Source organism: Melittangium boletus DSM 14713 (genome assembly GCF_002305855.1).
GTDB classification, from domain to species: Bacteria; Myxococcota; Myxococcia; order Myxococcales; family Myxococcaceae; genus Cystobacter; species Cystobacter boletus.
Genome location: NZ_CP022163.1, coordinates 2,650,985 through 2,672,450, shown reverse-complemented (window position 1 = coordinate 2,672,450; position 21,466 = coordinate 2,650,985). Strand labels below are relative to the sequence as shown.

Genomic DNA, 21,466 nt, shown 5'->3' with positions numbered 1-21,466 from the left:
AACGAGCCTACAGCAGGGTTCCGCGCAGCAGCAGGCTGGCCACGGTGAAGTAGATGACGAGGCCGGACACGTCCACGAGCGTGGCCACGAAGGGCGCGGAGGCGCTGGCCGGGTCGAATCCCAGACGGCGTAGCACGAAGGGCAGCATGGATCCGGAGAGCGTTCCCCACGTCACCACGCCCACCAGGGACAGGCCCACCGTGAGCGCCACCAGGAAGAAGTGCTCGCCATAAGAGCCGAAGATTTCCTGCCAGATGAGGATGCGCACGATGCCCACCGTGCCCAGGGTCGCGCCGAGCGCCACTCCCGCTAGCACCTCGCGCCGCGCCACGCGCCACCAGTCGCGCAGGCGGATTTCGCTGAGCGCCAACGAGCGGATGATGAGCGTGGTGGCCTGGCTGCCGGAGTTTCCGCCGGAGCTGATGATGAGGGGCACGAAGAGCGCGAGCACCACCGCGTGGGAGATCTCCTCCTCGAAGTGGCCCATGGCCGTGGCGGTGAGCATCTCGCCGAGGAAGAGCACGAGCAGCCAGCCCGCGCGCTTCTTGAGCATGTCCAGGAAGGTGACGGCGAAGTAGGGCGCGTCCAGGGCCTCCATGCCACCCACCTTCTGGATGTCCTCGGTGGCCTCCTCCTGCACCACCTGGACGATGTCGTCCACGGTGACGATGCCCTTCATGCGCCGCTCGGCGTCCACCACGGGAATGGCCATGAGCGACTGCGCGGCGAAGAGCCGGCTCACGGCCTCCTGGTCGGTGTGCTCGGCCACGGTGACGAGCTCCCGCTTCATCACGTCCGACACACGCTTGTCCGGGGCCGCCTGGAAGAGCTGGCGCAAGGACACCACGCCCAGCAGGTGCTGATGGAGGTCGAGCGCGTAGGCGTAATAGACCGTCTCCACCTTCTCGCGCGTCTGCCGGCGCAGGTAGCTGATGGCCTCGTCGATGGTCATCTCCGGCCGCACACGAGCGAAGCGGGGATTCATCAAGCCGCCCGCGGCGTCCTCGGCATAGGCCATCAGGGCGTGCACTTCGCGGCGCGTGGTCTCGTCCAGCTCGCGCAGGAGCGAGTCGCGGACCTCGGCCGGGGTGGACTGGATGACGTCCACGGCATCATCGGGGGCGAGCAGCCGCAGCCACGTGCGCCGCTCGCCCGGCGCGAGCGCGAGGAGGAGATGGGCTTGCTCCTGCGCGGACAGCGACAGGAAGAAGTCATCGGCGGTGGCGTGGGGCACGAGCCGGAAGCTCTCCACGCGCTCGTCGCGTGAGAGGGCGGGCCAGGCGTCGCGCAGCTCATGCGGGAAGATGGGCTCGGGGTCCTGCGTCTCCATGGCGCCTCCTCGTCCATCGTCCAGGTCCATCAGGTGGATGAAGCCCTCCCCGCCGTGTCACCGCAACAGGGTGAGCACGAGCGGCGGCAGGGCCACGGTGCCGACGAAGAGCGCGGCCCACAGGAGCGCCTGTTTGTTCCGGGCGCCATCCAGGGCATCCATCACCCGCTCGTCGAGCTGTTCCCCGGCGAGCTCGCGCAGCCGCCCGAGCGTCAGCTCCACGGTGCTCGCGTCTCGCTCCTGCTCACCGATGATGTCGTCGAGCCGGGCCTCGATGATGCCGGCCACGCCGCGCCGCACCCGCCGGATGATGGCGCCCGACAGTCTCCTGAGCTTCTTCTCTGTCTCCTCGCTCTCGGGGTCCGCGCCGCTGGCTTGGTGGATGAGCTCGCGCAGCTTCTGGATGGGCAGGGGCCTGTGGAAGACCTCCGGTGTGGCCTCGCCCGCCGCGAGGACGGCGGCACGGTCCATCACCCGATCCACGAGCTGCTGGGAGAGTTGGTGCTTCTCCACCAGGTCCATCGCCACGCGGCCGATGCCCCGCCACATGCCCGCGCCCCCGAGTCCCACGACGCCCGCGGCCATGTAGGCCAACAGCAACACGTAGACGAGGTAGCGCCAGGGCTCCCACGGGTGGGTGAGCACGCCGGTGGCCCGCTCGACGAAGAAGGCCGCCGTGCCCAGGACGAAGCCGAGCACTCCGAATCCCAGGGTCCGCGCGGCGATGGTGGCGACGGCTCCGGCGGCGACGGACATCAGGTCGCGGGTCCTGCTCGGCGCGGGCGTCTCCGGGTCAGCCTGGGCCTCGGTGGACGAGAGCTGCTCGTCGCGGATGGGTGCTGGGCTCACGATGTGGGGCTCCCCCCGGCGGCGGGAGGCGCCGCGATGCCTCATCATACCCATGAACGGTCGCGGGGCGGATTGCTTGGGGTGAGACTCTGGCTGAACGAAAAGCCAACGCCGCCGAACGAAATGCTCATGGCCGCTCCCGGTCACCCTGCCCACCTTCCGCCCGTGAACGGCGCACGCCCGTGCCCGTCCCTCGCCGTGGAGGTCACATGCAGAACGATTGTCCCGGGTCCGCCGCTCGCGTTCCACCCGCTCGTCCGGGAGGGCTCCCCCTGGACCTGAGCGACCTGCTCGAGGAGCGGGGCCGCGTGGATCCCCGCATCTACGTGGACCCGGAGGTGTACGAGCTGGAGCAGGAGCGCGTCTTCGGACGCAGCTGGCTCTTCCTCGCGCACGAATCCCAGCTCAAGCGGCCCGGGGACTTCGTCACCACGTACATGGGCGAGGATCCCATCATCGTGTCGCGCCAGGACGATGGCTCGGTGGCCGCCTTCCTCAACCAGTGCCGCCACCGCGGCATGCGGCTCACCCAGGCGGACGCGGGCCATGCCAAGGTCTTCACCTGCACCTTCCACGGCTGGACGTATGACCGCGGTGGGCGCCTGTCCTCCGTGCGCGACGAGCGGGAAATCTACCGCTGTCCCGTGGACCGCGACCGCTGGAGCGCCGTGCGCGTGCCCCGCGTCGAGTCCTTCCTCGGCTTCATCTTCGGCTCGTGGGACGAGCACGCGCCGTCCTTCCGCGACTCGCTCGGGGACGCGGCCTGGTACCTGGAGCCCCACCTGGATGGACTGGGCGGTACGGAAGTGCTCGGCGTGACGAAGTGGACCGTGCACTGCAACTGGAAGCTCGGCGCCGAGCAGTTCGGCTCGGATGGCTACCACTTCGGCATGACCCACCTGTCCGCGCTCAAGGCCCTGATGACGCAGGTGCCCGGGGCGCCGCGCTCCTTCCAGGAGGCCTCGCCCCCGCCCGATGGCGGCCGGCAGCTCAAGAATGCCCAGGGGCATGGGCTCATGGCGGTGCCCTTCATTCCGAACACCCTGCGCGGCACGCGGCCCGTGTTCGCGCCCAAGGTCAATGCCTGGTTGGATGGGCCGCGTCACGACTTCCTCGTGCGCAAGTACGGCGAGACGCGTGCGTCCGTCTTCGTCCCGGCGTGCAACATGTTCCCCAACGTGGGCTTCCTGCCCGTGGTCAATGCCCTGCGCGTATGGCAGCCCAAGGGCCCCGAGCAGATGGAGATCTGGTCCTATGTGATCGCGGACGCGGACGCTCCCGAGGACGTGAAGCAGGCCATCCGGTTGGGCAGTCAACGCTCGTTCGGCGCGGCTGGCATCTTCGAGCAGGACGACACGCACGTCTGGACGGAGATCCAACGCGTGCTCCGGGGACGGCGCGCACGGCGCGAGCTCTTCAACCTGGAGATGGACTCGGGCACGTGCGAGGACGTCGAGGCGCGCTTCCCCGGCACCACCGCGAACCGGACCTTCAGCGAGGTGGCCGCCCGTGCCTTCTACCGCCGCTGGGCGAGCCTGGTGTCCACGGAGGTGCCCCATGAGCGCTGAACTCTCCGCCCCCACGCCGTTCGTTCCCTCGTTCGTGCCCGGGCCCGCGTTGCAGTACGCGCTCGAGCAATTCCTCTTCACCGAGGCGGCGCTGCTCGATGAGCACCGCTACGAGGAATGGCTGAAGCTGTTCACCCCGGACGCGCGCTACCGGATGCCCGCGCGCACCAACCACGCGGCGCTCGAGTCCGAGCGCCGGGAGCTGCTGGACCCGGACGCGCCCGCGCACTTCGACGATGACTTCCGGGGCCTGTCGCTGCGCGTGGGGCGGTTGATGTCCGGGCTCGCCTGGTCGGAGTCCCCGCTCAGCCGCACGCGCCGTCTGGTGAGCAACGTGCGGTCGCGGGCCCTTCCCGAGCCCGGAGCGCTGGAGGTGTTCTCCTCCTTCCTGCTCTACCGCTCGAGCCAGGAGCATGACGTGGATGTCTTCGCGGGGATGCGCCGCGACGTGCTCCGCCGGGGAGACATGCCAGGCTCCTGGCGCATCGCGCATCGGACGGTGCTCCTGGATCAAACTGTCATCCTCGCCAGCAATCTCAGCGTCTTCTTTTGAGCAGGCCAGGCCTGGGGCGCCGGGAACGAAACGCTTGGCGTCCCATGCGGGCGAGTCCCCCGGGAGGACAGCGGAGGGAGGGTTACACTTCCCGCCCGTGTTCCCCGCCGGGAGCCCCGCTCATGGATGCCCTCTCCCAGTTGCTCCAGACCTTGCGCCTGGACATCGTCGCCTCGCGGCACATCGTGTTCCATGGCCCCTATGGGGCGCGCTTCGCTCCGGGAGAGGGTCCTCGGGGCCTGTTCATGGTGCTGGACGGCGACGTGTGGATCGAGCCGGAGGGCGACACGGAAGGCCCGCTTCACCTGTCACCTGGAGACATCGGTCTGGCCGGGGGACCGGGTTTCATCGTGCGGGACTCTTCCACGCCGCGCTCGCGACCCATCGACGTGCGCTTCGAGACCCGCTCGGAGGAGCTGGAATGCCTGGGTGGTCCGGACGCGCGGACCACGGAGTTCCTGGGCGTGAGCTTCGAGCTGGAGGCGGGGGCCGCGGCCCCGTTGCTGGCGGCCCTGGCGCCCTCGGTCCCGAGGCAGACCCGGGACTCGCTCATCGCCACGCTGATGCCTTCCTTCCAACGCGTCTGCGAGGACTTCACGTCGGGACGCCCCGGGGCCCAGGCGCTCATCAACCAGGTGACGCAACTGCTGCTGCTCGAATGGGTGCGTGCCGCGATCCCCCGAGACGGAACGCTGGGGGTGGGCGCGTTCGCGGATCCACCCATCGCCGCGGCGCTCGCCCTCATGCACCGCCAGCCGGGCGCGCCCTGGACCGTGGACAGCCTCGCCGAGCGGGTATCGCTCGCGCGGACCTCCTTCGCGCTGCGCTTCGCCCGGCACGTGGGCGAGTCCCCCTTCCGCTACCTGACGCGCCGGCGAATCTCGCTCGCCACCCGCCTGCTCCAGGCCTCGACCCTGCCCTTGCACGAGGTGGCGCTCCGGGTGGGGTACGCGGACGAGGCCTCCTTCCACCGGGCCTTCAAGCGCGAGACGGGAATGCGGCCGGGCGCGGTCCGTGCTTCCCGCCCGGCCTTTCATGAGACGTCTTGAACCGCCCTCAGATGTTGATGCTCTGGGGGATGTTCGAGGGGATGAAGTAGGGGTAGGCGAACAGGCGCGTCTTGTTGCGCTGCTCGATGGTCTCGCCGATGCGCTTGAGCGCCTCCTTGAAGGCGAACAGGTGCTCGTCGACGTGCAGGCTCTTGAACCACAGCGGGGGGTAGTCTCCCAGCCGCGTGTGGTACACGGAGCCCAGCAGGTAGAGGAAGTCGAGCTGTTGGGCGGTCATGTCCATCGGGGGGTACTGATCCAGGGCCGGGTTGAGCGCGGCGTCATCGACGCTGACAGGCGCCGCGCGGTAGGCGGCACCCGGGGAGAGCGGCACGAACGTCATGATTCCCGCCTGGGCGAAGTTCACCGCCGCGTGCTGCGCGCTGCCGGTGAACAGCAGCATCGTCACCGCCTGGACGAGGTACTCCACCGTGGTCAGCTTGCCGGCGACGCCGTCCTCGCCGAAGCCCTTCACCCGGCCGCCGTTCTCGGCCACCAGCTCGGCGCCCCAGGCCTGGAGCGCCGCGTCCTCGGTCACGGCCGAGTCCGACTTGTAATAGATGCCCACGTAGGCGCGCACCCAGTTCTCGATGGCGCTCCACAGCAGCAGCGCGTCCTCGCGGTAGGGGTACTCCAGGTCCGGGTCATTCACGTCCCGCTGGGCCAGCGCGCGCGGCAGCATGCCCTGGTTGAAGTCGAAGTCCGGGTCCTTCAGGAGCGACTCCACGGCGACGACGCGGTTGGCCTGGATGGTGCCACCCAGCAGCATGTCCACGTCTCCGCCAGGCGCGATGAGCTTCTCCTGCGCGGCGTTGTTGATGTACAGCGTGCCCTCGAAGTGCGGCCGCAGCAGCAGGCTCACCGGGTGGGTGTCCGGCAGGTTGCGGTGGGTGGCAACCACGAAGGGCTCCACGAGCAGGTGGGTGTGAGCCAGGTGGGAGATCACCTCGTGGTGGCTCATGTCCGCCACGGAGACGACCGTCTTGGCCTGCTGCCAGGCCTCGCCATCGGCGGGGGTGTAGAGCGGGTAGGCCTTCGGATCCTGCCCGCAGCGGATGCCCAAGGGCCGGAGCTGACGGGGCCCGCTGCCGCGCGGCAGGCCGAACAGGGCCTTGGGCGCGAAGCAGTACTTGGGACCATCGGGGAAGTTGCCGTTGATGACCCGCGCGAGCGCCTTGTAGTCCGCCAGGTACAGCCGCCCCTCCGCCAGGGCGCCCTGCACCGTGTCCCCTCCGCCGAGCACGGCGCTCAGGGTCTCGTCACTCACTCCGAGGGTGTCCTCGAGCACGCGCGCCTTGCGCAGCACGAGCGGGTTGAAGCCCGCCACGCGCATCCAGGCGAACGTGGAGTCCTCCTCGTAGCTCTGCGCCGCCGCGGGCAGGGGCAGGGTGGTGAAGAGGTTGAAGAAGTCCTGCATCGAGCTCGGCCGCCCCGTGGGCTTGGCGATCACCGCGTCGATCACCAGCTTCAGGACGTCGAAGAGGCTGCCCAGCTCCCGATTGAAGGCCTTGCGGGCGAGGATCGCGCTCTGCTCGGCGAGCCTGGCGGCCTCTCCGAACTCGCTGAGGTCTCCGAACAGCTTCCCTCCCAGGGTCCCCGGAGGGGGGAGCTTCTTCAGGTGGCCGAGGTCCAGCTGTCCCACGCCCACGTGGGAGAGGTCCACGTGCAGCGCGGGCGTCGCCGGGGCCGAGCCGCCCTGCTCACGCTGGGCCTGCTCGTGCATCCAGTGCAACCGGTTGACGGCGATGTGGAGGATTTGAACGACGGTCTGTCCCCACCACACGAGGGTGGGTTGGTCGCTCGAGGGAACGCTCTGGGCCATCGCCAGGGGCGCGACGTACGTGTAGTTGTACTGGTACTCGGACGCGGGCGACTCACTGCGCGACGACACGGCTTCGGAGGATGACATGGCGCTCCTGGGGGAAAAGGGAGGGGGGGCCTGGGTTCGTGGCTGACCTGCATGGTTGCAGATCCGATGCCAGGAGTGGCTGAGGGGGGATGCCATGCCCCCTGCCTGTTTGTCGGGTCAGGAAGCGTGGCTGACATGTCAGACGAGGGCGGTTGACATGTCAGGCCTCGCCTATCGCTTGCGCATGGCCGAGAGGTCGAAGGGTCCTCCCCGGACGAGCGCTCGCTGATGGGCGGGCCGGGTCCGCATGCGCTGGAGGTAGGCGCCGAGATTGGGGTAGCGGGCCAGGGCGTGGTTCAACTGCGCGGACTCCAGCACGAAGCTCACCTGGATGTCGGCGGCGGTGAAGGTGTCGCCCACCAGGTATTCGTGATCGCCCAGCGCGCCGGAGATGTAGCCGAGGTGGTTGTGTACCTCGCTGGACAGGCGGGGTTGGAGCGGAGCCGCCGCGTCCCCCAGCCGCCCCAGGTACACCCCGAGCATGAAGGGCAGCATGGCCGAGCCCTCGGCGTAGTGCAGCCACTCCACGTAGGTGTCGAACTCCGCGGAATCCGGCGGGGGCGCGAGCCGCCCCTTGCCATGGCGGCGCACGACGTAGTCGATGATGGCGCCCGACTCGGTGATGACGCGTCCCTGGTCCTCGAGGACCGGCGCCTTGCCGAGCGGGTGGATGGACTTGAGCTCCGGGGGCGCGAGGCCGGTGTGGGCGTCCCGCTGGTAGGTGATGAGCTCGTAGTCGAGTCCCAGCTCCTCGAACAGCCACAGGATGCGCTGCGAGCGGGAGTGGTTGAGATGGTGGAGTGTGAGCATGCGGCGTCTCCTCGGGGGCGGGGGCGTCCTGCTGCCTCCGAGGTTACCTCGCCGGACGTGTCCGGAGGAGGCGGTTCGCTCACGGAGGGGCGAGAGGCGCCGCCGTTCTTGAGAGAACCGCTAAGGTCATTTCAATGGACTTGACTTGAGGGGTCGAGTCGGGTGCCATGGGTCTTCCACGTGGAAGGGGAACGAGACTCATGGCGGACGAGAAGCGCGGAGACGAGGGGGGCGTTGGGCGGCTCCAACTGGGAGGCGCCTATGAAGAAGTCGGACCGGACCTGGGCTGCCTCCGCGAGGCGCGGGAGGATGGCACCGGCAAACCCGCCCTGTCGTTCCGGCCTGGAGAGCGGGTGGAGTGGGAGCCGGAGGACTCGTGGGACATGCGATTTTCCTTCAACCGGCGGCGGTCGACCGTGGACGTGGTGGTGGACCGGTCTCCGTTCTTGGCGCGGGTGACGGAACTGGTGGACATCTTCATGTGGATGACGGCCGCGCTCAAACGCGTGGAGCACAGTGCCCGGGTCCAGGCGCACCTGACGAACGGACGCATCACTCCGCCCGTGGCGGGGGAGCGGTCTTCTCGCGGGCGGACCGACAGGGTCCTGGCGGGGGCCGCCCTGGTGGCGAGCGTCTGGTTCCTCCTGACAAGTGTGCTGAGTCGTCCCGAGGGCGAGAGGACCGTGGAGTCATCCAACCCGGCGGCTTTTCTCGTGGCCGACGAGGCCTATGCCGATGCGGGAGTTCTCGCCTATCCCCTGCCCGCGAAGCCCCTTGTGGATCAGGCCTTGGCTCCCTGTAACACCCGGCGGGGAGAAGTGGCGATCAACGGTGGGTGCTGGGTGGCTCTGAAACAGAGTCCGCCTTGTTTGGAGGCCCAGGCCGAGTACCAGGGCGAGTGCTACCTGCCCGTCGCGAAGCGCAAGCCCCTGCCTCAAGCCGTGGAGCCGTGACGCCCGCCCCTTCGTCGTGCTCCGTACCTACTCCGTCCCTGGCGGATGGTTTTTCATCAGTTCTTCAGGAAGAGGCATCCTGACGAACCGAAAGCCCGTTCCTTTTCGAACCGGCATGACCTGGAAGCCCTGACCCGAGATCCTGACGAGATCTCCGTCCTTCGCCATTCCTCCTTCGAGCCACTGGTCCGCCTCTTCTCGGGTCGCGAACGTCTGGGCAACGACGATGTAATCAATGGCGGGAGTGTAGAACGATCGGAAGAATTCGCGGTAATCGTCGAGCTTCTGCTTTTCACGAACGTAGAATAGTGCCACTGAGGCGATGCGAAGTGCTTCGTCCTCGGGTGAGCCTTCTGCGTATTGCTCGTTGATGGTGCGCAGGGCTTCGAAGACGGAGTCGATATCGAAGTTGTGGTTGTATTTCATTGATATGCCTTGGCTAGAGCGCGAGGGGAACCAGAAGCAGCGCTCCAGAGCCGCCTGTCGTCACGACAAAGGCTACACCAGCGACAGTGACAATGGTTCCGATGGCTACCTCTGTTTTGTGTGCCCTGAGCCATCCCAGTGCTTCATTCATGCGAGGGAACTCAATTTTCTTGTCTCTTTGGCGCGCTGCCTCTTCGTGCGCCTCCTCGCAGTCCTTGAACTCCTGGTTACAGTTTCTCCCCTCGAGGTGACCTCCCTGGTGTGGAGGCCTCGGAAAGGGGTCAATCTTGCTGTCGCTCTACACCCCGAGTAGGCGTTGCCAGCACAGAGATCCGGCTCGACCAAGACTTGGGGCTAGACTGTTTCATCGGGCAGGAGCGTGCGCAGCAACTCGTCGTTTGGCCCGAGGGGGAGCCATCCGGGCGGCGGTGGTGTAGCGAGGAGTGCATCGCCGGCCTTGTCGGCGCGCTCCTTATGGGTCTCCGGGGTGAAGGCAACCCACGCGCCGAGTGCATGGGCGACGTCGAAACGGTTCGCGTCGTCGAGCACGGCCGGCCAGCCGTTTGGGAGACACGCCCACAGTTCTCGCACGAGTTGTCCGCGCACAATGCGTGTGACCTGATTGTTCCGCTCTGCTTCGGCCACCAGTCCTTTGAACACCTGCACTCCTGCGACGTCGTCCGGACCAAGCTCCTTGGCCAGAGCCACCAGCGAGGCGGTGGGGCGCGCCTCGGCGAAGGCCGTGAGTGAGTCGTAACCGCGCTCGCGGACACGCTCATACAGGCGTGCCACCCAGTTGCCCTGAAAAGGATGTCTGTCGCTCATGGCCCTCTCCACGGGATGAAATTCATCGGGATGTAGTACGCCTCCATGCGCCCCGCGACGATCTTCAGGATCTCGTTCCGCGTCAACATCCGGCCCGCTCTGGACTCGGCTCTTCCCAACACCTCCATGATTATCTGGTTCCATTCGCCGGGCCATGCGCGGCCCAGCTTCCAGTCGCCACCACCGTGGATGGCCTCGTGGTGCGCCTGCTCCAACTTGACGCAGAACTGGTCGATGTCCATCTCGCCGGTGAAGCCGCGCTTCTCGAACCACTCGCGGAACTCCTTGGGCAGGACGTGGTGCCGCGGCGGCTCGGCCATGCCAGCCCCCGCCTTGCCCGTCTCGCGCATGGCTCCCACCTCGGGTCCATCGCCCAGGGCCTCTCGCACGCCCCGCGGCAGCTCGCCGTGCGCCTGAGCCAGCATCACCTGGCCTGCCTGAATCCGGATTGCGGCGCTGACGACGGGCGGGGAGAGGACGCCCGCCCGCACCAACTGACGCATCATCTCCACCCACTCGGCGGACACGACCATCCGCGTGCCCATCATCGGGCCGTCGCCGCCCACCGAGAGGCCAATGCCGAGCAGGGCGGGAGCGGATGGAGGCACCGAGGGCAGTGAGAACCTCAACGCCGAGAGCAGAGAGAGCGCCTCGATGGCCTCCTTGAGCACCAGCACCTTCGCGACGTTCTCCGCCCCCTTGCGCATGGTTTCGAGGGTCGCGGCGAGTTCGCCCGTGAGGTGGCCTACAAGCACGGGGACGTCTTGCGCCGCGGCCTCCACCTGCCCGGCCTCCAGTGAGGAGAGCGCTGTCATGGCGGGCTCGAGCATCTCCTGCCAGCGCCACATGTCCGCGAACATCCTCTCCTCGCTGTAGAGGTGCTGGGTGAGCACGGCATCGGCGAGGTGGATGAGATCGAGCCAGACAGCGAGTAGGAGCGCGCCCATCATGGCGGCTTCCAGCCGTGGGCCGGTGAGGCGCAGCAGGGCGAGCTGCATGTCCGAGTCCTCCACCTCCGAGGCGGCGTTGGCCAGTCGGGTGGCGGCGGCGAGCTGGGCGTCAATCCACCGCAGTTGCGTGGCGCCGTAGTCAGCGTAGCGGAGGAAGACGCCGTTTCCGTCGGCAATGCCCCGCCCACTGGTCCTGAGTCTGGAGAGCTCGTCGGAGATGCGGCGGGTGGAGCCCGACACGTCGAGAACGGCACTGCGAAATGCCAGCTGGGCCGCGAGGGCCCTCTGCCACGCGCCCCTTCGCGCGCTGTCCGGGGCTACCGTCGTCACCTCCTCCCGGGAGGCCCGGCGCTGGTGCATCCGCTGCGGTGTCTCGGGCCCAGGCGGGGCGGGGAGGGCATGCGGAGACTCCACGCCCGGTCCCGCCGCCGACACGGGAGGGACAGGCTCGCGCGGCGTGTAACGCAGGCTCATTCCCCGGCCGGATGGTGGCGTCAGCGACACGCAGCCGGTGGACAGCAGGGCCATGGCGAGCAGCAGGCCCGACCATCGGGCCCGAGGCAAGTCAGCGCGCATTGTCCACTCCCAGGCCCACGGTGGCGAAGGCCCCTGGCCGAAACGCGCCTACGCCTTCCGGAACCAGCGCCTCCCATCGACTCGGCCGTCTCGAGCACTCTCGTCGAGTCTTGGGTGCGCCCTGGTCCATCCCCTCATATTGGACCGAAGACTTCCCGGAAGACAGGTTGTGCGCCGAGTGCGGTGATGGTGAGAAGACTGGGGAGGAGCTTGGAGAAACCATCGGTGTACTTGAGGCCGATGGCCCAGCAGACTTCCAGCAACCCGGCGACGACCAGGAGAACCCACGACATGACATGACTCCTTCGTAGGCGTCGTCTTGTCGTAACCGGGTACGGCGCACCTCTCGTCCGGGTCCAATGCGTTCTCCCGAGCGCACCGAACAGCGCGACAATAACCACGCTCCGCGCCCCCGTCCATGCTTCCAGGCGCGCGCCTACTCCTTGGCGTCGTCCTTGTCCTCGGCGGCGAGGGCGGCGGCCACGGGGTGGCGCCGGCCGAGCTTCCGGTAGAGCGTCTTGCGATCCACTCCCAGGATGCGCGAGGCGAGCGTGCGGCTGCCTCCCACCGTCTCGATGACGCGCTGGATGTAGCGCCGCTCCATCTCCTCCAGTGACACCAGCTCCGACACGTCATTGCCCTGGGCGTTCGGATTCGAGGCCCGGTAGTCCCGGATGCGCTCGGGCAGGTCCTCCACCGTCAGTTGCTCATACGTGGTGAGCGCCACGGCGCGCTCGATGCAGTTCTGCAACTCGCGCACGTTGCCGGGCCAGCCATAGGCCAACAGCCGCTGCGCCACCGCGGGGCTCAAGCCCCGCACCCGCTTGCCACTGCGCGCGGCGAAGTGCTCCAGGAAGCGCTGCGCGAGCAACAGCACGTCATTGCCCCGGGCGCGCAGCGGCGGCAACTCCAGGCCAATGACGTTGAGCCGGTAGTACAGATCCTCGCGGAAGCGGTCTTCCTCCACCGCCAGCTCCAGGTCCCGGTTCGTCGCCGCCACGATGCGCGCGTCGAAGGGCACCTCGGCGTCCCCCCCCACCGGGCGCACCGTGCGCTCCTGCAGTGCTCGCAACAGCTTGGGCTGGAGGGTGAGGGGCAGCTCGCCCACCTCGTCGAGGAAGAGCGTGCCCCCGCTCGCCTGGACGAACAGGCCCGTGCGCGCCGCCTTGGCGTCCGTGAAGGCGCCCTTCGCGTGGCCGAACAGCTCGCTCTCCAGCAGCGCCTCGGGCATGGCCGCGCAGTTGATGGCCACGAAGGGCCCCGCTTGTCTCCGGCTCCGGGCATGCAGCGCGCGCGCCGCCACCTCCTTGCCCGTGCCGCTCTCGCCCGTCACCAGCACGGACGCGTCCGAGTCCGCCACCCGGTCGATCAGCTCGTACACCCGGCGCAGCGCGAGGCTCTCGCCCACCACGCCTCCGTCCGAGGACGCGTCGCTGAGCGCCCGGCGCAGGCGCCGCACCTCCTCGCGCAGGGCCCGGTGTCGCACCGCCCGCTCCAGCAGCAGCGCCAGCGCGTCCAGGTCCACCGGCTTCGTCACGAAGTCGTACGCGCCCGCGCGGATGGCCGCCACGGCCGTCTCCAGGCTGCCGAACGCCGTCACCACCACCACGGGGATGTCCGGCCGGTTGAGCACCACGCGCTCGCACAGCGCCAGCCCGTCCATGCCCGGCATCCTCAAATCCGTGAGCACGGTGTCGAAGTCCTCGGACTCCAGCCGCGCGAAGGCCTCGGCCGCGCTCCCGAGCACCGTGGGCTGGAAGCCCCGCCGCGTGAGGCCCTTCTCCAACAGCGCGCGCATCTCGCGCTCGTCCTCGACGACCAGGATGCGGCCCTTCGGGGTGCTCATGTGTCGGCCTCCTGTGACTGGCCCGCTTCGGGGGGCAGGAAGATGGAGAAACAACTACCGCGTCCGGGCTCGCTGCTCACGGAGATCCACCCGCCATGGTCTCGGATGAGCCCATAGGACACGGACAGCCCCAGCCCCGTGCCCTCGCCCACGTCCTTGGTGGTGAAGAAGGGCTCGAAGACGCGGGGCAGCACTTCCGGGGCGATGCCCTCGCCCTCGTCCACGACGTCCAGCCGCACCCACTCCGCCTCCGGGCCTCCCAGCTCCGCCGGGGGCAGGGCGTGGGCGCGGCCCAGGCGCACCCGCAGCGTCCCCGGCTGCTTCATCGCGTGCATGCCGTTGACCACCAGGTTGGTGAGCGCCTGTTGCAACTGTCCCGCGTCCACCTCCAGGTGCAGGGGGCCCGTGGACTCCTGGGCGAGGACGATGTTCCGCCGGGCCGCCAGGGGTTGCAGGAGCGAGAGCGTACGCTCCACCAGTTGGGACAGTTCCTCCGGCGTGCGCTGGGGCGTGCGCCGGCGGGCGAAGTCCAGCAGGTGGCGGATGATGCCCGTCATGTGCTGCACCTGCTGGGAGATGATGCGGGCGTACTCGGGCACCTCGTCGCCCTCGGCCTCGCCGGAGACGATCATCCGCGCCCGGCCGAGCACCACGTTGAGCGGAGTGCCCAGCTCGTGCGCCACGCCCGAGGCCAGCTTGCCCACGGTGGCCAGCCGGTCCGAGTGCCGCAGGTGCTCGAGCGTGGCCAGGCGCGCCGCCGTCTCCGCGTCCACCTGCGCGCGCGCGGCGGACAAGTCCCCCGCCATCTGGTTCATCGCGCCCGCGAGTGTGGCCAGCTCGTCGTTCTGGTGCAGGTGCACCCGGGCGTCCAGCTCGCCCTGGCCCAGGCGGTGCGCCATGCCCACGAGTTGTTCCACCGGGCGGCCCACGAGCCGGCGCCCCATGGCCATGGCGACGAGGAAGAAGGCGAAGGTGATGGCGCCCGTGGCCACGGCGGTTCCCAAAATCGTCTGGCGCACGTGCTGGCGTTGCTCGGTGAGGGGCTCGGTGATCTCGATGGCGCCGCGCCGATCGTCGATCGTCACCGGGGTGAAGGAGCGCCGCACGCCCGGGACCGAGGTCTCGTCCACGAAGGACGCGTCATGGTCGTCGCGCAGGGCGCGGAGCACATTCGCCGGCAGGGCCGTGCCCTGGCGCGAGTCCAACCACAGCCAGCCCAGGCGGATCTGCTCCTGGAAGCGGTTGGCGTCCGCGAGGAGCGTCAGGGCTTCTTCCTCGCCTTCCATCTCCCAGGCGCGGACGAAGGAGCCGCCCAGCGTGTGGCCGAGCAGCCGGTGGTCATGCTGCATGTCCTGCGTGGAGCGGGCGAGCTCGCGCCGCACCTCGATGGTCTCCAGCCCCGCGATGACCGCGAAGGCGAGCAGGACGAGGGCGAGGACGATCTTCCGGGCGAGCTTCATGGGGGAGGCTCCGGGGTCTGCCACGAGCGCCCGGGCCCCCACAACGGTGCGCACCCCGGCCAGGTTCAGGAACGGACGGCTCCGGGCCAGGGCGCGGGGTGACAGGTACTCAGTTGCCGGAGCGGTTCATCTTCGGCTTCTGGGTCTCCGTGGGCTTGGTGGCCTTCTTGCCGGGCTTCTTCGCCGGGGTGGTGGTCGTCGGCTTCGCGGCGGCCGGGGTCTCCTTGGGGGCCGCGAAGGCGCCAACGGACAGCAGGGACACGGCCACACCGAGCAGCAGGGACGAACGCTTCATGGACACTGCCTCCTGAGGGAGAGCCGCGAGGTGCGGCTTCCGCGTTCCTTCCTCGAAGCATCGCGCGTGCCAAGGAGGGTTCTCCTCGATGGCGCGGGGCGCGTGGGGCGTTCGGGCCCGGTGGAGCGGGGGCGGAATGCCCCGAGAGGGGCAGGGTGCCCCGAAGTCCTCCGCTCCCGGTCCCGCGGGGAGCGGGGTGGAGCGCTGGCACGCGCCATGCTCGAGCACCTGCGGAGATTCTTCGTCCGGAGCGTGCACCATGATGTCCTTTCTTCCCTCCGAGCCCCGTCCGCTGCGCATCCTGCTGGCGGAGGATGATGAGCAGATGCGCTCGATGTTGACGTTGACGCTGGCGCGCGCGGGTTACGCGGTGGTGGCGCTGGAGGATGGCTACGAGCTGGCGGACTACGTCTCCTTGACCCAGGTGTGTGGGGGACCCTTGCAGCCGCCGGATCTCATCCTCTCGGATGTCCGGATGCCGGGGCGCACGGGGCTGGACGTGCTCGCCCAGGCCCAATTGGCCGGCCTGTCTTGTCCCGTCATCCTCTTGTCGTCCTTCGCGGACGAGGAGACGCGCGCCGAGGCGCGCCGGCTGGGGGTCCGAGCCTTCCTGGACAAGCCCGTGGACCTGGACGTATTGAAGGAGACCGTGCGCCAGACCGCCTCTGGCGTCATGTGAAGTCCCCACTCCCCACACAATATGTCCCGCGCTCCCGCCTTCGTCCTTGGGGTCGTCCTCCTCGTCGCCGTGGGGGCCGCGTTCCTGCACGCCGCTCCGCCGCCTTCCGCGCCGCCGCCCGCCGCTTCATCTCCTGCGCCTCGGGAGCGTGCCACCGAGCCAGCGCCACCTCCCTCGCCAGCGATGCCGGTGCTGTCCTCGCCCGCCTCGGGGTACGTGGGCTCACTCCAGTGCGCCGAGTGCCATGTCGATGAGCATGCCGCGTGGAGCCAGGACTGGCACGCGCGGGCGCTCTCGGAGGCCCGGCCGGAATGGGTGGTGGGGGACTTCACCAATACCCACTACCAGGGCACGTCCAGCGAGGCGTGGATGACAAGGCGGGACACGCACTCCTTCATGCGGACGCGAGGCCCCACGGGCGCGCTCGCCGACTACCCGGTGGACTGGGTGGTGGGGGGCAAGCGGATGCAGGATCCGATCACCCATCTGCCGGATGGCCGATGGCAGGTGCTGCCCATCTACTTCCATGTCACCGGCCATGGGGAATGGGTGGACTACTCCGAGTCCAAGCAGGGGGCACTGACGCCGGAGCACCCCTTCTTCTGGACCAACTGGCAGCGCAACGCCCAGCACGCGTGCCTGGACTGCCATGTGACGGGGCTCGACACGCACTACGACCGCCAGCGCCACCAGTGGAGCACGGGCTTCGCGGACGCGGGCGTGGCGTGCGAGAGCTGTCACGGCCCGGGCTCGCGCCATGTGGAGACGCAGCTGGCGCGCGACATCGTCCAGCCCGCGAAGCTCGCTCCCGCCAAGGGCCTGGCCGTGTGCGGCCAGTGCCATGGGCCGCACCGCACGCTCTTTCCGTTGCTGGACGCGCCGCACCACTTCAAGCCCGGAGACCGCTACGAGGACAGCTACCAGCCCATGGTGGTGCTGCTGGACGAGGAGCGCTCGGGGGACTTCTTCGATGACGGGCGTCCGAAGACGTCCAGCTTCGAGTACCAGGCGCTCATCCAGTCCCGCTGCTTCCTCCAGGGAGGCGCCACGTGCCTCACCTGCCACAGCGCGCCCCACGCCCAACACGGAGCCAATGAGCTGCGGGGCACGGCGGGTTCGGCGAGCTGCCAGGGCTGTCACGCGAAGGAGACCGCCGAGGGCTCGCGGCACACCCACCATGCCTCGGCCGGGGCGCCCGACTGCGTGGCCTGCCACATGCCGCCCACCGTCACGGGAGTGTTGGATTCCTTCGCGGACCACGCCATCGACGTGCCGGTGCCGCGCAACACGGTGAAGCACGGCATCCCCAACGCGTGCAACGCCTGTCACACGCATGCCCAGGCCTCGCCCGAGGCCATGGACGCCGCGCTGGCGAAGTGGTGGCCCCGGGCGAAGACGCGGCAGGCCCGGCGGACGCGGCTGGCGGACGCGCTGGCCGTGAAGACCGCCGCGGACAGCCGGCCGGCGCTGGAGCAGGTGGTGGCGGACACGAAGGAGGCGCCCTCCCTGCGCGGCGCGGCGGCGCGCTTGTTGGCCCAGCGCTTCCGCCGGGACGCGGTGCCCGCGTTGAAGGCGGCGCTCGTGACGGCCCGGGACTCCGGCCTGCGCTCGGATCTCGTCTCGGCGCTGGCCTCCACGGGCGTGCGCGAGGTGGCGGACGTGCTCGCGCCGCTCCTCGATGATTCATCGCTCTGGGTGCGGCAGGCCGCGGCCATCGCCCTCGCCGGAGCGGGGGATGCGCGGGGGACACGGGTGTTGGAGTCCCTGGCGAGCGATTCCGCTTCCGAGGGGCTGCCCGTGCCACACATCGTGCTCGGCCAGCTCGCGCTGCGCCGGGGCGACCTGGCCACGGGAACACGGCAGTTGGAGCGCTCCCTGGACCTGCAGCCCTACAACACCAGCGTGCTGGTCCTCCTGGCCGATGCGTATGCGCGCCAGGGCGACATGTCCCGGGCCCGGGAGCGGCTGGACGAGGCCCTGCGGTTCGATCCCCAGAACCGGGGGGCCCGGCAGCGCATGAACCTGCTACAGCGGGGACCGGGCCGGTAGCGGCCCTCGGGCTTCACGGGTTTCTTCTGTCTTGTCCGACCCGGGCGCTAGGTTCTCCGCGCTCCCATTCCGTTCCACGGGAGCGGATGGAGAACCCATGTCTCTTTTTTCCGCTTCGCCCCCCGTTTCATGCTCTCTCGCCTCGTCGCTCCGGTCCCGGGGGCTGGGGTGGGGATTGATGTTCGTCCTGGCCTCGGGATGCGGTTCCACCGAGCCGGAGCCGCAACCGACTCCCCCCGTGGAGGACCTGAACTACACGCATCCCCTGCCCGAGGGCACGGCCATCTGCGGACGGCCCGACCTCCAGGAGATGTTCCCCTTCTCGATTCGCTCCAAGACCCATCCGGTGCTGGTGCACTTCTATAAGGAGGTGGAGCGAGAGACGGCCGAGCAGGTCCTCGCCGCCACCGAGAAGGGGTGGGACTTCCACGTCAAGCGGCTCGGCATGCGCGAGCCCCTCACCGATGGGGGAGACTGTGGCCCCGATGAGGCCTTCGACGTGTTCGTGTGGAAGGGGCATCGCAGCTGTCTGGTCAACGTGGTCTCGAGCGAGCCCTCCACGCCGTGGGATGACCGGCGCGGCTTCATGGTGGTGGACCCCTGGGGTCCCTACGGCGGCGCGGAGCTGGAGGAGACCGTCGTGCACGAGATGGCGCACGCCTCCCAGGCCGCGGATGACTGGTACGAGGCGCCCATCACCTTCGAGATGTCCGCCGTCTTCACGGATCAGGTGTTCGCGGACCGCTACATCAAGACGTATCTCGATGACTTCCAGGCCCATCCGGACTGGGCGCTCGACTACAACGACGACTACGACAGCTGGTACATGTACGGCGCGTCGCTGTACCTCATCTACCTGAAGGATCGCTTCTACGGAGGCGAGCCCCGGTTCATCTCGGACATGTGGCTCAAGTCGCGCAACCCTCCCGGCGCGGAGGAGGACCCGACGCTCAACGAGCCCGACTTCGCCGATGCGCTCGATGCCATGCTGACGGAGAAGGCGGGCACGACCTACGTCGAGACCGTGCCCGAGTTTTCCCGCTGGCGCTGGTACACCGGGGACCACACCGATGACCGCCACTTCCGCTACTTCAAGAACGGGCTGGAGAACCTTCAGGCCGCGAAGATCGCGCTGGCGGCCCAGGTGGAGGCGAAGCCCGGGGACATCGTCATTCCCAGCGAGACCGCGCCGATGATGCTGGGCTCGAACTACATCGAACTCTCGGCGGCGGCGGGGAACTCGGAGGCGCTTCGGGTCTCGCTGAGCGCCCCGGCCGACGCGGGGCGGCGCTTCGTCGTCCAGGCCGTGCCCGGACTGACGCCGGACTCCGATGGAGAGACCCTGGATCTCTCCACGGGTCCGAAGGAGGTGCGGATGGCGGCGGATGGCAAGCGCACCCTCATCGTGACCGTGCTCCCCACGGGCGCGTATGACCCGGATACGCGGGAGAACACCCGCTACCCGTTCTCGCTCTCGCTCTCGCCGATGCCGACCCTCCACTAGTGGGCGCCCGAGCCCTCCTTCCGCTGGCGGGAGGGTCATGAGGGCGGCGAGTTCGTGGAGCGCCACGAGGGGGGACGAGGGTTATGGTCGATATCGTGGACCGCTCGCCCCTGCTCCGCTCACTCGTCCCTCCCTCGCGGCTCCTGCGGCGGCTGTTGGGTGATGCCCAACGCTTCTGGATGCTCGTGGTCTTCACGGGCCTGGCGAGCGGGCTGAGCGCCGTCCTGCTCGTCTCCTTCCTGCGCTGGGTGCAGCGGGTGGCCTGGTCGGAGGCGGGAGATTCCTTCCTGGCGTCGGTCCAGGCGACCTCCGCCTCGCATCGCGTCCTGGTGACGGTGCTGGCCGGGGTGCTCGTGTCGGGGCTGTCGCTGCTCATCCGCCAGCCCCTGCGAGGCCATGGCACCGCCGGCATCATCGAGTCCATCTGGGTGAAGTCCGGCCGGATGCAGTTGCCCCGGACGTTGTTCCGGGGCGTGGTGTCCATCCTCGCGGTGGGCCTGGGGGCGCCGCTGGGACGCGAGGGCGCGCTCCTGCAATCCGGGGCCGCCACGGCGTCCGCGCTGGGCACCCAGCTGCGCCTGCCAGCGGACCGGGTGCGCCTGTTGGTGGCGTGTGGGGCCTCGGCGGGAATCGCCGCGGCGTACAACGTCCCCATCGGTGGCGCGCTCTTCGGCCTGGAGGTGCTGCTCGGCAGCCTGGCGCTCGAGTTGTTCGGCCCCATCGTGCTCTCGTGCGTGGTGGCCACGCTGGTGTCGCGCATCCTCATCGCCGACCACCCGAGCTACCTCATCCCGAACTACCACCTGCTCAACCCGCGCGAGATGCTCCTGGCCATCCTCTTCGGGCCGGTGCTCGGCGTGGCCTCGGCGCTCTACGTGCGCACGGTGAATGCCTTCGCGGTGACGCTAGAGGGCGGGCCCCCGGTGCGCGCCGCGCTGCTGCCGGTGGCGTCCATGCTGGCGGTGGGCGTGGCGGCCATCTGGTTTCCCCAGCTGCTGGGCAATGGGTACGACTCGGTGAACGCGGCCCTCCTGGGCCACCTGCCCCTGCTGCTGCTGCTCATCCTGCCGCTACTCAAGATGGTGGCCACCGCCCTGTGCGCGGGGGCGGGGATTCCCGGGGGACTCTTCACGCCCTCGCTCTTCTATGGGGCGCTGCTCGGCGGGGCGCTGGGCTCGCTCGCCCAGTGGGTGTGGCCGGGCGTCGCGCCTCCAGGGGCCTATGCGCTGCTGGGCATGGGCGCCATCCTCGCGGGCACCACGCACGCCTCGGTCTCGTCGGTGCTCATCATCTTCGAGCTGACGGGCAACTACGACATCGTGTTGCCGTTGATGCTCATGTCCGTCCTGTCCGCGGCCGTGAGCCGGGGGCTGTGTCCCGAGTCCCTCTATACGTCCAGTCTGCTGCGGCGGAACGTGAAGGTGCCGGAGGCCCACGGCCCCAACTGGATGCGCTCGGCCGACGTGGTGGCGCTGCTCACGCCGGATCCGCCCACGGTCCATCCCCGCACGTCCTTTCGCGAGGTGGTGGTGCGGCTCTTGGAGGTGCCCGCCGGCTTCGACCTCTATGTCACGGACGAGGAGCGCCGGCTCCGGGGTGTCATCGTGCTGGACGCGCTCAAGGGACACATTCCGGATCACGAGTTCCTGGACATGACGCTGGCCGCGGACGTGATGGACTCATCCATTCCCATCGTCCGCTCGGACATGTCGCTCTCCGAGGTGGCCCACCTCTTCGGAGAGACGGCCATGGAGCGCCTGCCGGTGGCGGACACGCACGGGGTGTTGCTGGGAACCATCTCCAAGAGGGAGCTGCTGCGCCATGGCCGATTCTGA

19 protein-coding genes and 1 riboswitch are annotated in these 21,466 nt (G+C 69.0%); of the genes, 8 read left to right on the top strand and 11 right to left on the bottom strand.

What is annotated here, in order from left to right; genetic code table 11:
• Window positions 1-7: 7 nt before the first annotated feature.
• Window positions 8-1,330, bottom strand: a complete 1,323-nt coding sequence (gene mgtE, locus MEBOL_RS11080) for a magnesium transporter (protein ID WP_095982710.1) — start codon at window positions 1,328-1,330, stop codon at window positions 8-10.
• A 57-nt stretch (window positions 1,331-1,387) separates the two neighbouring features.
• Window positions 1,388-2,179 carry a hypothetical protein gene (locus MEBOL_RS11075; protein ID WP_157774883.1) on the bottom strand — a complete coding sequence of 264 codons (792 nt, stop codon included), beginning with the start codon at window positions 2,177-2,179 and terminating at the stop codon, window positions 1,388-1,390.
• A 209-nt stretch (window positions 2,180-2,388) separates the two neighbouring features.
• Between MEBOL_RS11075 and MEBOL_RS11070 the strand changes: the two genes are divergently transcribed.
• The 3 genes from MEBOL_RS11070 to MEBOL_RS11060 all read left to right on the top strand — a co-directional run bounded on the left by MEBOL_RS11070 (window position 2,389) and on the right by MEBOL_RS11060 (window position 5,349).
• A complete protein-coding gene (locus MEBOL_RS11070; protein ID WP_095977392.1) occupies window positions 2,389-3,747 on the top strand; it encodes an aromatic ring-hydroxylating oxygenase subunit alpha in 1,359 nt (452 codons plus the stop codon).
• Window positions 3,737-4,300 (top strand): aromatic-ring-hydroxylating dioxygenase subunit beta, encoded by a 564-nt coding sequence (locus tag MEBOL_RS11065; RefSeq protein WP_218920894.1) that lies wholly within the window; start codon window positions 3,737-3,739, stop codon window positions 4,298-4,300. The genes MEBOL_RS11070 and MEBOL_RS11065 overlap by 11 nt, the downstream gene beginning before the upstream one ends.
• Before the next feature lie 122 nt (window positions 4,301-4,422).
• Entirely contained in the window at window positions 4,423-5,349 is a 927-nt protein-coding gene (locus MEBOL_RS11060; RefSeq protein ID WP_170115487.1) for a cupin domain-containing protein, read from the top strand.
• 7 nt (window positions 5,350-5,356) lie between these two features.
• On the opposite strand, the gene MEBOL_RS11055 is transcribed toward MEBOL_RS11060, so the two are convergent.
• Window positions 5,357-7,258 carry a lipoxygenase family protein gene (locus MEBOL_RS11055; RefSeq protein WP_157774882.1) on the bottom strand — a complete coding sequence of 634 codons (1,902 nt, stop codon included), beginning with the start codon at window positions 7,256-7,258 and terminating at the stop codon, window positions 5,357-5,359.
• A gap of 171 nt (window positions 7,259-7,429) precedes the next feature.
• Window positions 7,430-8,068, bottom strand: coding sequence for a glutathione S-transferase family protein (locus MEBOL_RS11050; RefSeq protein ID WP_095977389.1), 639 nt, complete (start codon window positions 8,066-8,068; stop codon window positions 7,430-7,432).
• 200 nt (window positions 8,069-8,268) lie between these two features.
• On the opposite strand from MEBOL_RS11050, the gene MEBOL_RS11045 reads away from it, so the two are divergent.
• Complete coding sequence (locus MEBOL_RS11045) at window positions 8,269-9,021, top strand: hypothetical protein (RefSeq protein WP_095977388.1); 753 nt, start codon at window positions 8,269-8,271, stop codon at window positions 9,019-9,021.
• Between the two features lie 27 nt (window positions 9,022-9,048).
• Here MEBOL_RS11045 and MEBOL_RS11040 read toward each other — a convergent pair whose 3' ends face one another.
• From MEBOL_RS11040 to MEBOL_RS41045, 7 genes are all read right to left on the bottom strand, one after another.
• A complete protein-coding gene (locus MEBOL_RS11040; protein ID WP_095977387.1) occupies window positions 9,049-9,447 on the bottom strand; it encodes a hypothetical protein in 399 nt (132 codons plus the stop codon).
• 354 nt (window positions 9,448-9,801) lie between these two features.
• Window positions 9,802-10,272 (bottom strand): NUDIX hydrolase, encoded by a 471-nt coding sequence (locus tag MEBOL_RS11035; protein WP_095977386.1) that lies wholly within the window; start codon window positions 10,270-10,272, stop codon window positions 9,802-9,804.
• Complete coding sequence (locus MEBOL_RS11030) at window positions 10,269-11,798, bottom strand: DUF2380 domain-containing protein (protein ID WP_095977385.1); 1,530 nt, start codon at window positions 11,796-11,798, stop codon at window positions 10,269-10,271. Before MEBOL_RS11030 ends, MEBOL_RS11035 begins: the two co-directional genes overlap by 4 nt.
• 134 nt (window positions 11,799-11,932) lie before the next feature.
• The gene (locus tag MEBOL_RS11025) at window positions 11,933-12,091 is read right to left on the bottom strand and encodes an SMR family transporter (protein WP_095977384.1); all 159 of its coding nucleotides are present in this window, start codon (window positions 12,089-12,091) and stop codon (window positions 11,933-11,935) included.
• 15 nt (window positions 12,092-12,106) lie between these two features.
• Window positions 12,107-12,168, bottom strand: a riboswitch (guanidine-III (ykkC-III) riboswitch).
• Between the two features lie 66 nt (window positions 12,169-12,234).
• Window positions 12,235-13,644 (bottom strand): sigma-54-dependent transcriptional regulator, encoded by a 1,410-nt coding sequence (locus MEBOL_RS11020; protein ID WP_095977383.1) that lies wholly within the window; start codon window positions 13,642-13,644, stop codon window positions 12,235-12,237.
• Entirely contained in the window at window positions 13,641-15,104 is a 1,464-nt protein-coding gene (locus MEBOL_RS11015) for a sensor histidine kinase (RefSeq protein ID WP_095977382.1), read from the bottom strand. The genes MEBOL_RS11020 and MEBOL_RS11015 overlap by 4 nt, the downstream gene beginning before the upstream one ends.
• Before the next feature lie 109 nt (window positions 15,105-15,213).
• Window positions 15,214-15,399 carry a hypothetical protein gene (locus tag MEBOL_RS41045; protein ID WP_157774881.1) on the bottom strand — a complete coding sequence of 62 codons (186 nt, stop codon included), beginning with the start codon at window positions 15,397-15,399 and terminating at the stop codon, window positions 15,214-15,216.
• A gap of 259 nt (window positions 15,400-15,658) precedes the next feature.
• Here MEBOL_RS41045 and MEBOL_RS11005 point away from each other — a divergent pair, with 259 nt between their 5' ends.
• From MEBOL_RS11005 to MEBOL_RS10990, 4 genes are all read left to right on the top strand, one after another.
• Window positions 15,659-16,078 (top strand): response regulator, encoded by a 420-nt coding sequence (locus tag MEBOL_RS11005; RefSeq protein ID WP_095977380.1) that lies wholly within the window; start codon window positions 15,659-15,661, stop codon window positions 16,076-16,078.
• Window positions 16,079-16,099: 21 nt separating this feature from the next.
• Window positions 16,100-18,127: a HEAT repeat domain-containing protein gene (locus MEBOL_RS11000; RefSeq protein WP_095977379.1), complete on the top strand. Its 2,028-nt coding sequence runs from the start codon at window positions 16,100-16,102 to the stop codon at window positions 18,125-18,127.
• A 178-nt stretch (window positions 18,128-18,305) separates the two neighbouring features.
• Window positions 18,306-19,631: a hypothetical protein gene (locus MEBOL_RS10995; protein ID WP_245919646.1), complete on the top strand. Its 1,326-nt coding sequence runs from the start codon at window positions 18,306-18,308 to the stop codon at window positions 19,629-19,631.
• 83 nt (window positions 19,632-19,714) lie between these two features.
• A complete protein-coding gene (locus tag MEBOL_RS10990) occupies window positions 19,715-21,466 on the top strand; it encodes a chloride channel protein (protein ID WP_245919644.1) in 1,752 nt (583 codons plus the stop codon).

Bases quoted from the DNA above. Each gene is read 5' to 3' on its own strand.
- mgtE (WP_095982710.1), bottom strand. From the start codon at position 1,330: ATGGAGACGCAGGACCCCGAGCCCATCTTCCCGCATGAGCTGCGCGAC.
- MEBOL_RS11070 (WP_095977392.1), top strand. From the start codon at position 2,389: ATGCAGAACGATTGTCCCGGGTCCGCCGCTCGCGTTCCACCCGCTCGT.
- MEBOL_RS11065 (WP_218920894.1), top strand. From the start codon at position 3,737: ATGAGCGCTGAACTCTCCGCCCCCACGCCGTTCGTTCCCTCGTTCGTG.
- MEBOL_RS11060 (WP_170115487.1), top strand. From the start codon at position 4,423: ATGGATGCCCTCTCCCAGTTGCTCCAGACCTTGCGCCTGGACATCGTC.
- MEBOL_RS11055 (WP_157774882.1), bottom strand. From the start codon at position 7,258: ATGTCATCCTCCGAAGCCGTGTCGTCGCGCAGTGAGTCGCCCGCGTCC.
- MEBOL_RS11050 (WP_095977389.1), bottom strand. From the start codon at position 8,068: ATGCTCACACTCCACCATCTCAACCACTCCCGCTCGCAGCGCATCCTG.
- MEBOL_RS11045 (WP_095977388.1), top strand. From the start codon at position 8,269: ATGGCGGACGAGAAGCGCGGAGACGAGGGGGGCGTTGGGCGGCTCCAA.
- MEBOL_RS11040 (WP_095977387.1), bottom strand. From the start codon at position 9,447: ATGAAATACAACCACAACTTCGATATCGACTCCGTCTTCGAAGCCCTG.
- MEBOL_RS11035 (WP_095977386.1), bottom strand. From the start codon at position 10,272: ATGAGCGACAGACATCCTTTTCAGGGCAACTGGGTGGCACGCCTGTAT.
- MEBOL_RS11030 (WP_095977385.1), bottom strand. From the start codon at position 11,798: ATGCGCGCTGACTTGCCTCGGGCCCGATGGTCGGGCCTGCTGCTCGCC.
- MEBOL_RS11025 (WP_095977384.1), bottom strand. From the start codon at position 12,091: ATGTCGTGGGTTCTCCTGGTCGTCGCCGGGTTGCTGGAAGTCTGCTGG.
- MEBOL_RS11020 (WP_095977383.1), bottom strand. From the start codon at position 13,644: ATGAGCACCCCGAAGGGCCGCATCCTGGTCGTCGAGGACGAGCGCGAG.
- MEBOL_RS11015 (WP_095977382.1), bottom strand. From the start codon at position 15,104: ATGAAGCTCGCCCGGAAGATCGTCCTCGCCCTCGTCCTGCTCGCCTTC.
- MEBOL_RS41045 (WP_157774881.1), bottom strand. From the start codon at position 15,399: ATGAAGCGTTCGTCCCTGCTGCTCGGTGTGGCCGTGTCCCTGCTGTCC.
- MEBOL_RS11005 (WP_095977380.1), top strand. From the start codon at position 15,659: ATGATGTCCTTTCTTCCCTCCGAGCCCCGTCCGCTGCGCATCCTGCTG.
- MEBOL_RS11000 (WP_095977379.1), top strand. From the start codon at position 16,100: ATGTCCCGCGCTCCCGCCTTCGTCCTTGGGGTCGTCCTCCTCGTCGCC.
- MEBOL_RS10995 (WP_245919646.1), top strand. From the start codon at position 18,306: ATGTTCGTCCTGGCCTCGGGATGCGGTTCCACCGAGCCGGAGCCGCAA.
- MEBOL_RS10990 (WP_245919644.1), top strand. From the start codon at position 19,715: ATGGTCGATATCGTGGACCGCTCGCCCCTGCTCCGCTCACTCGTCCCT.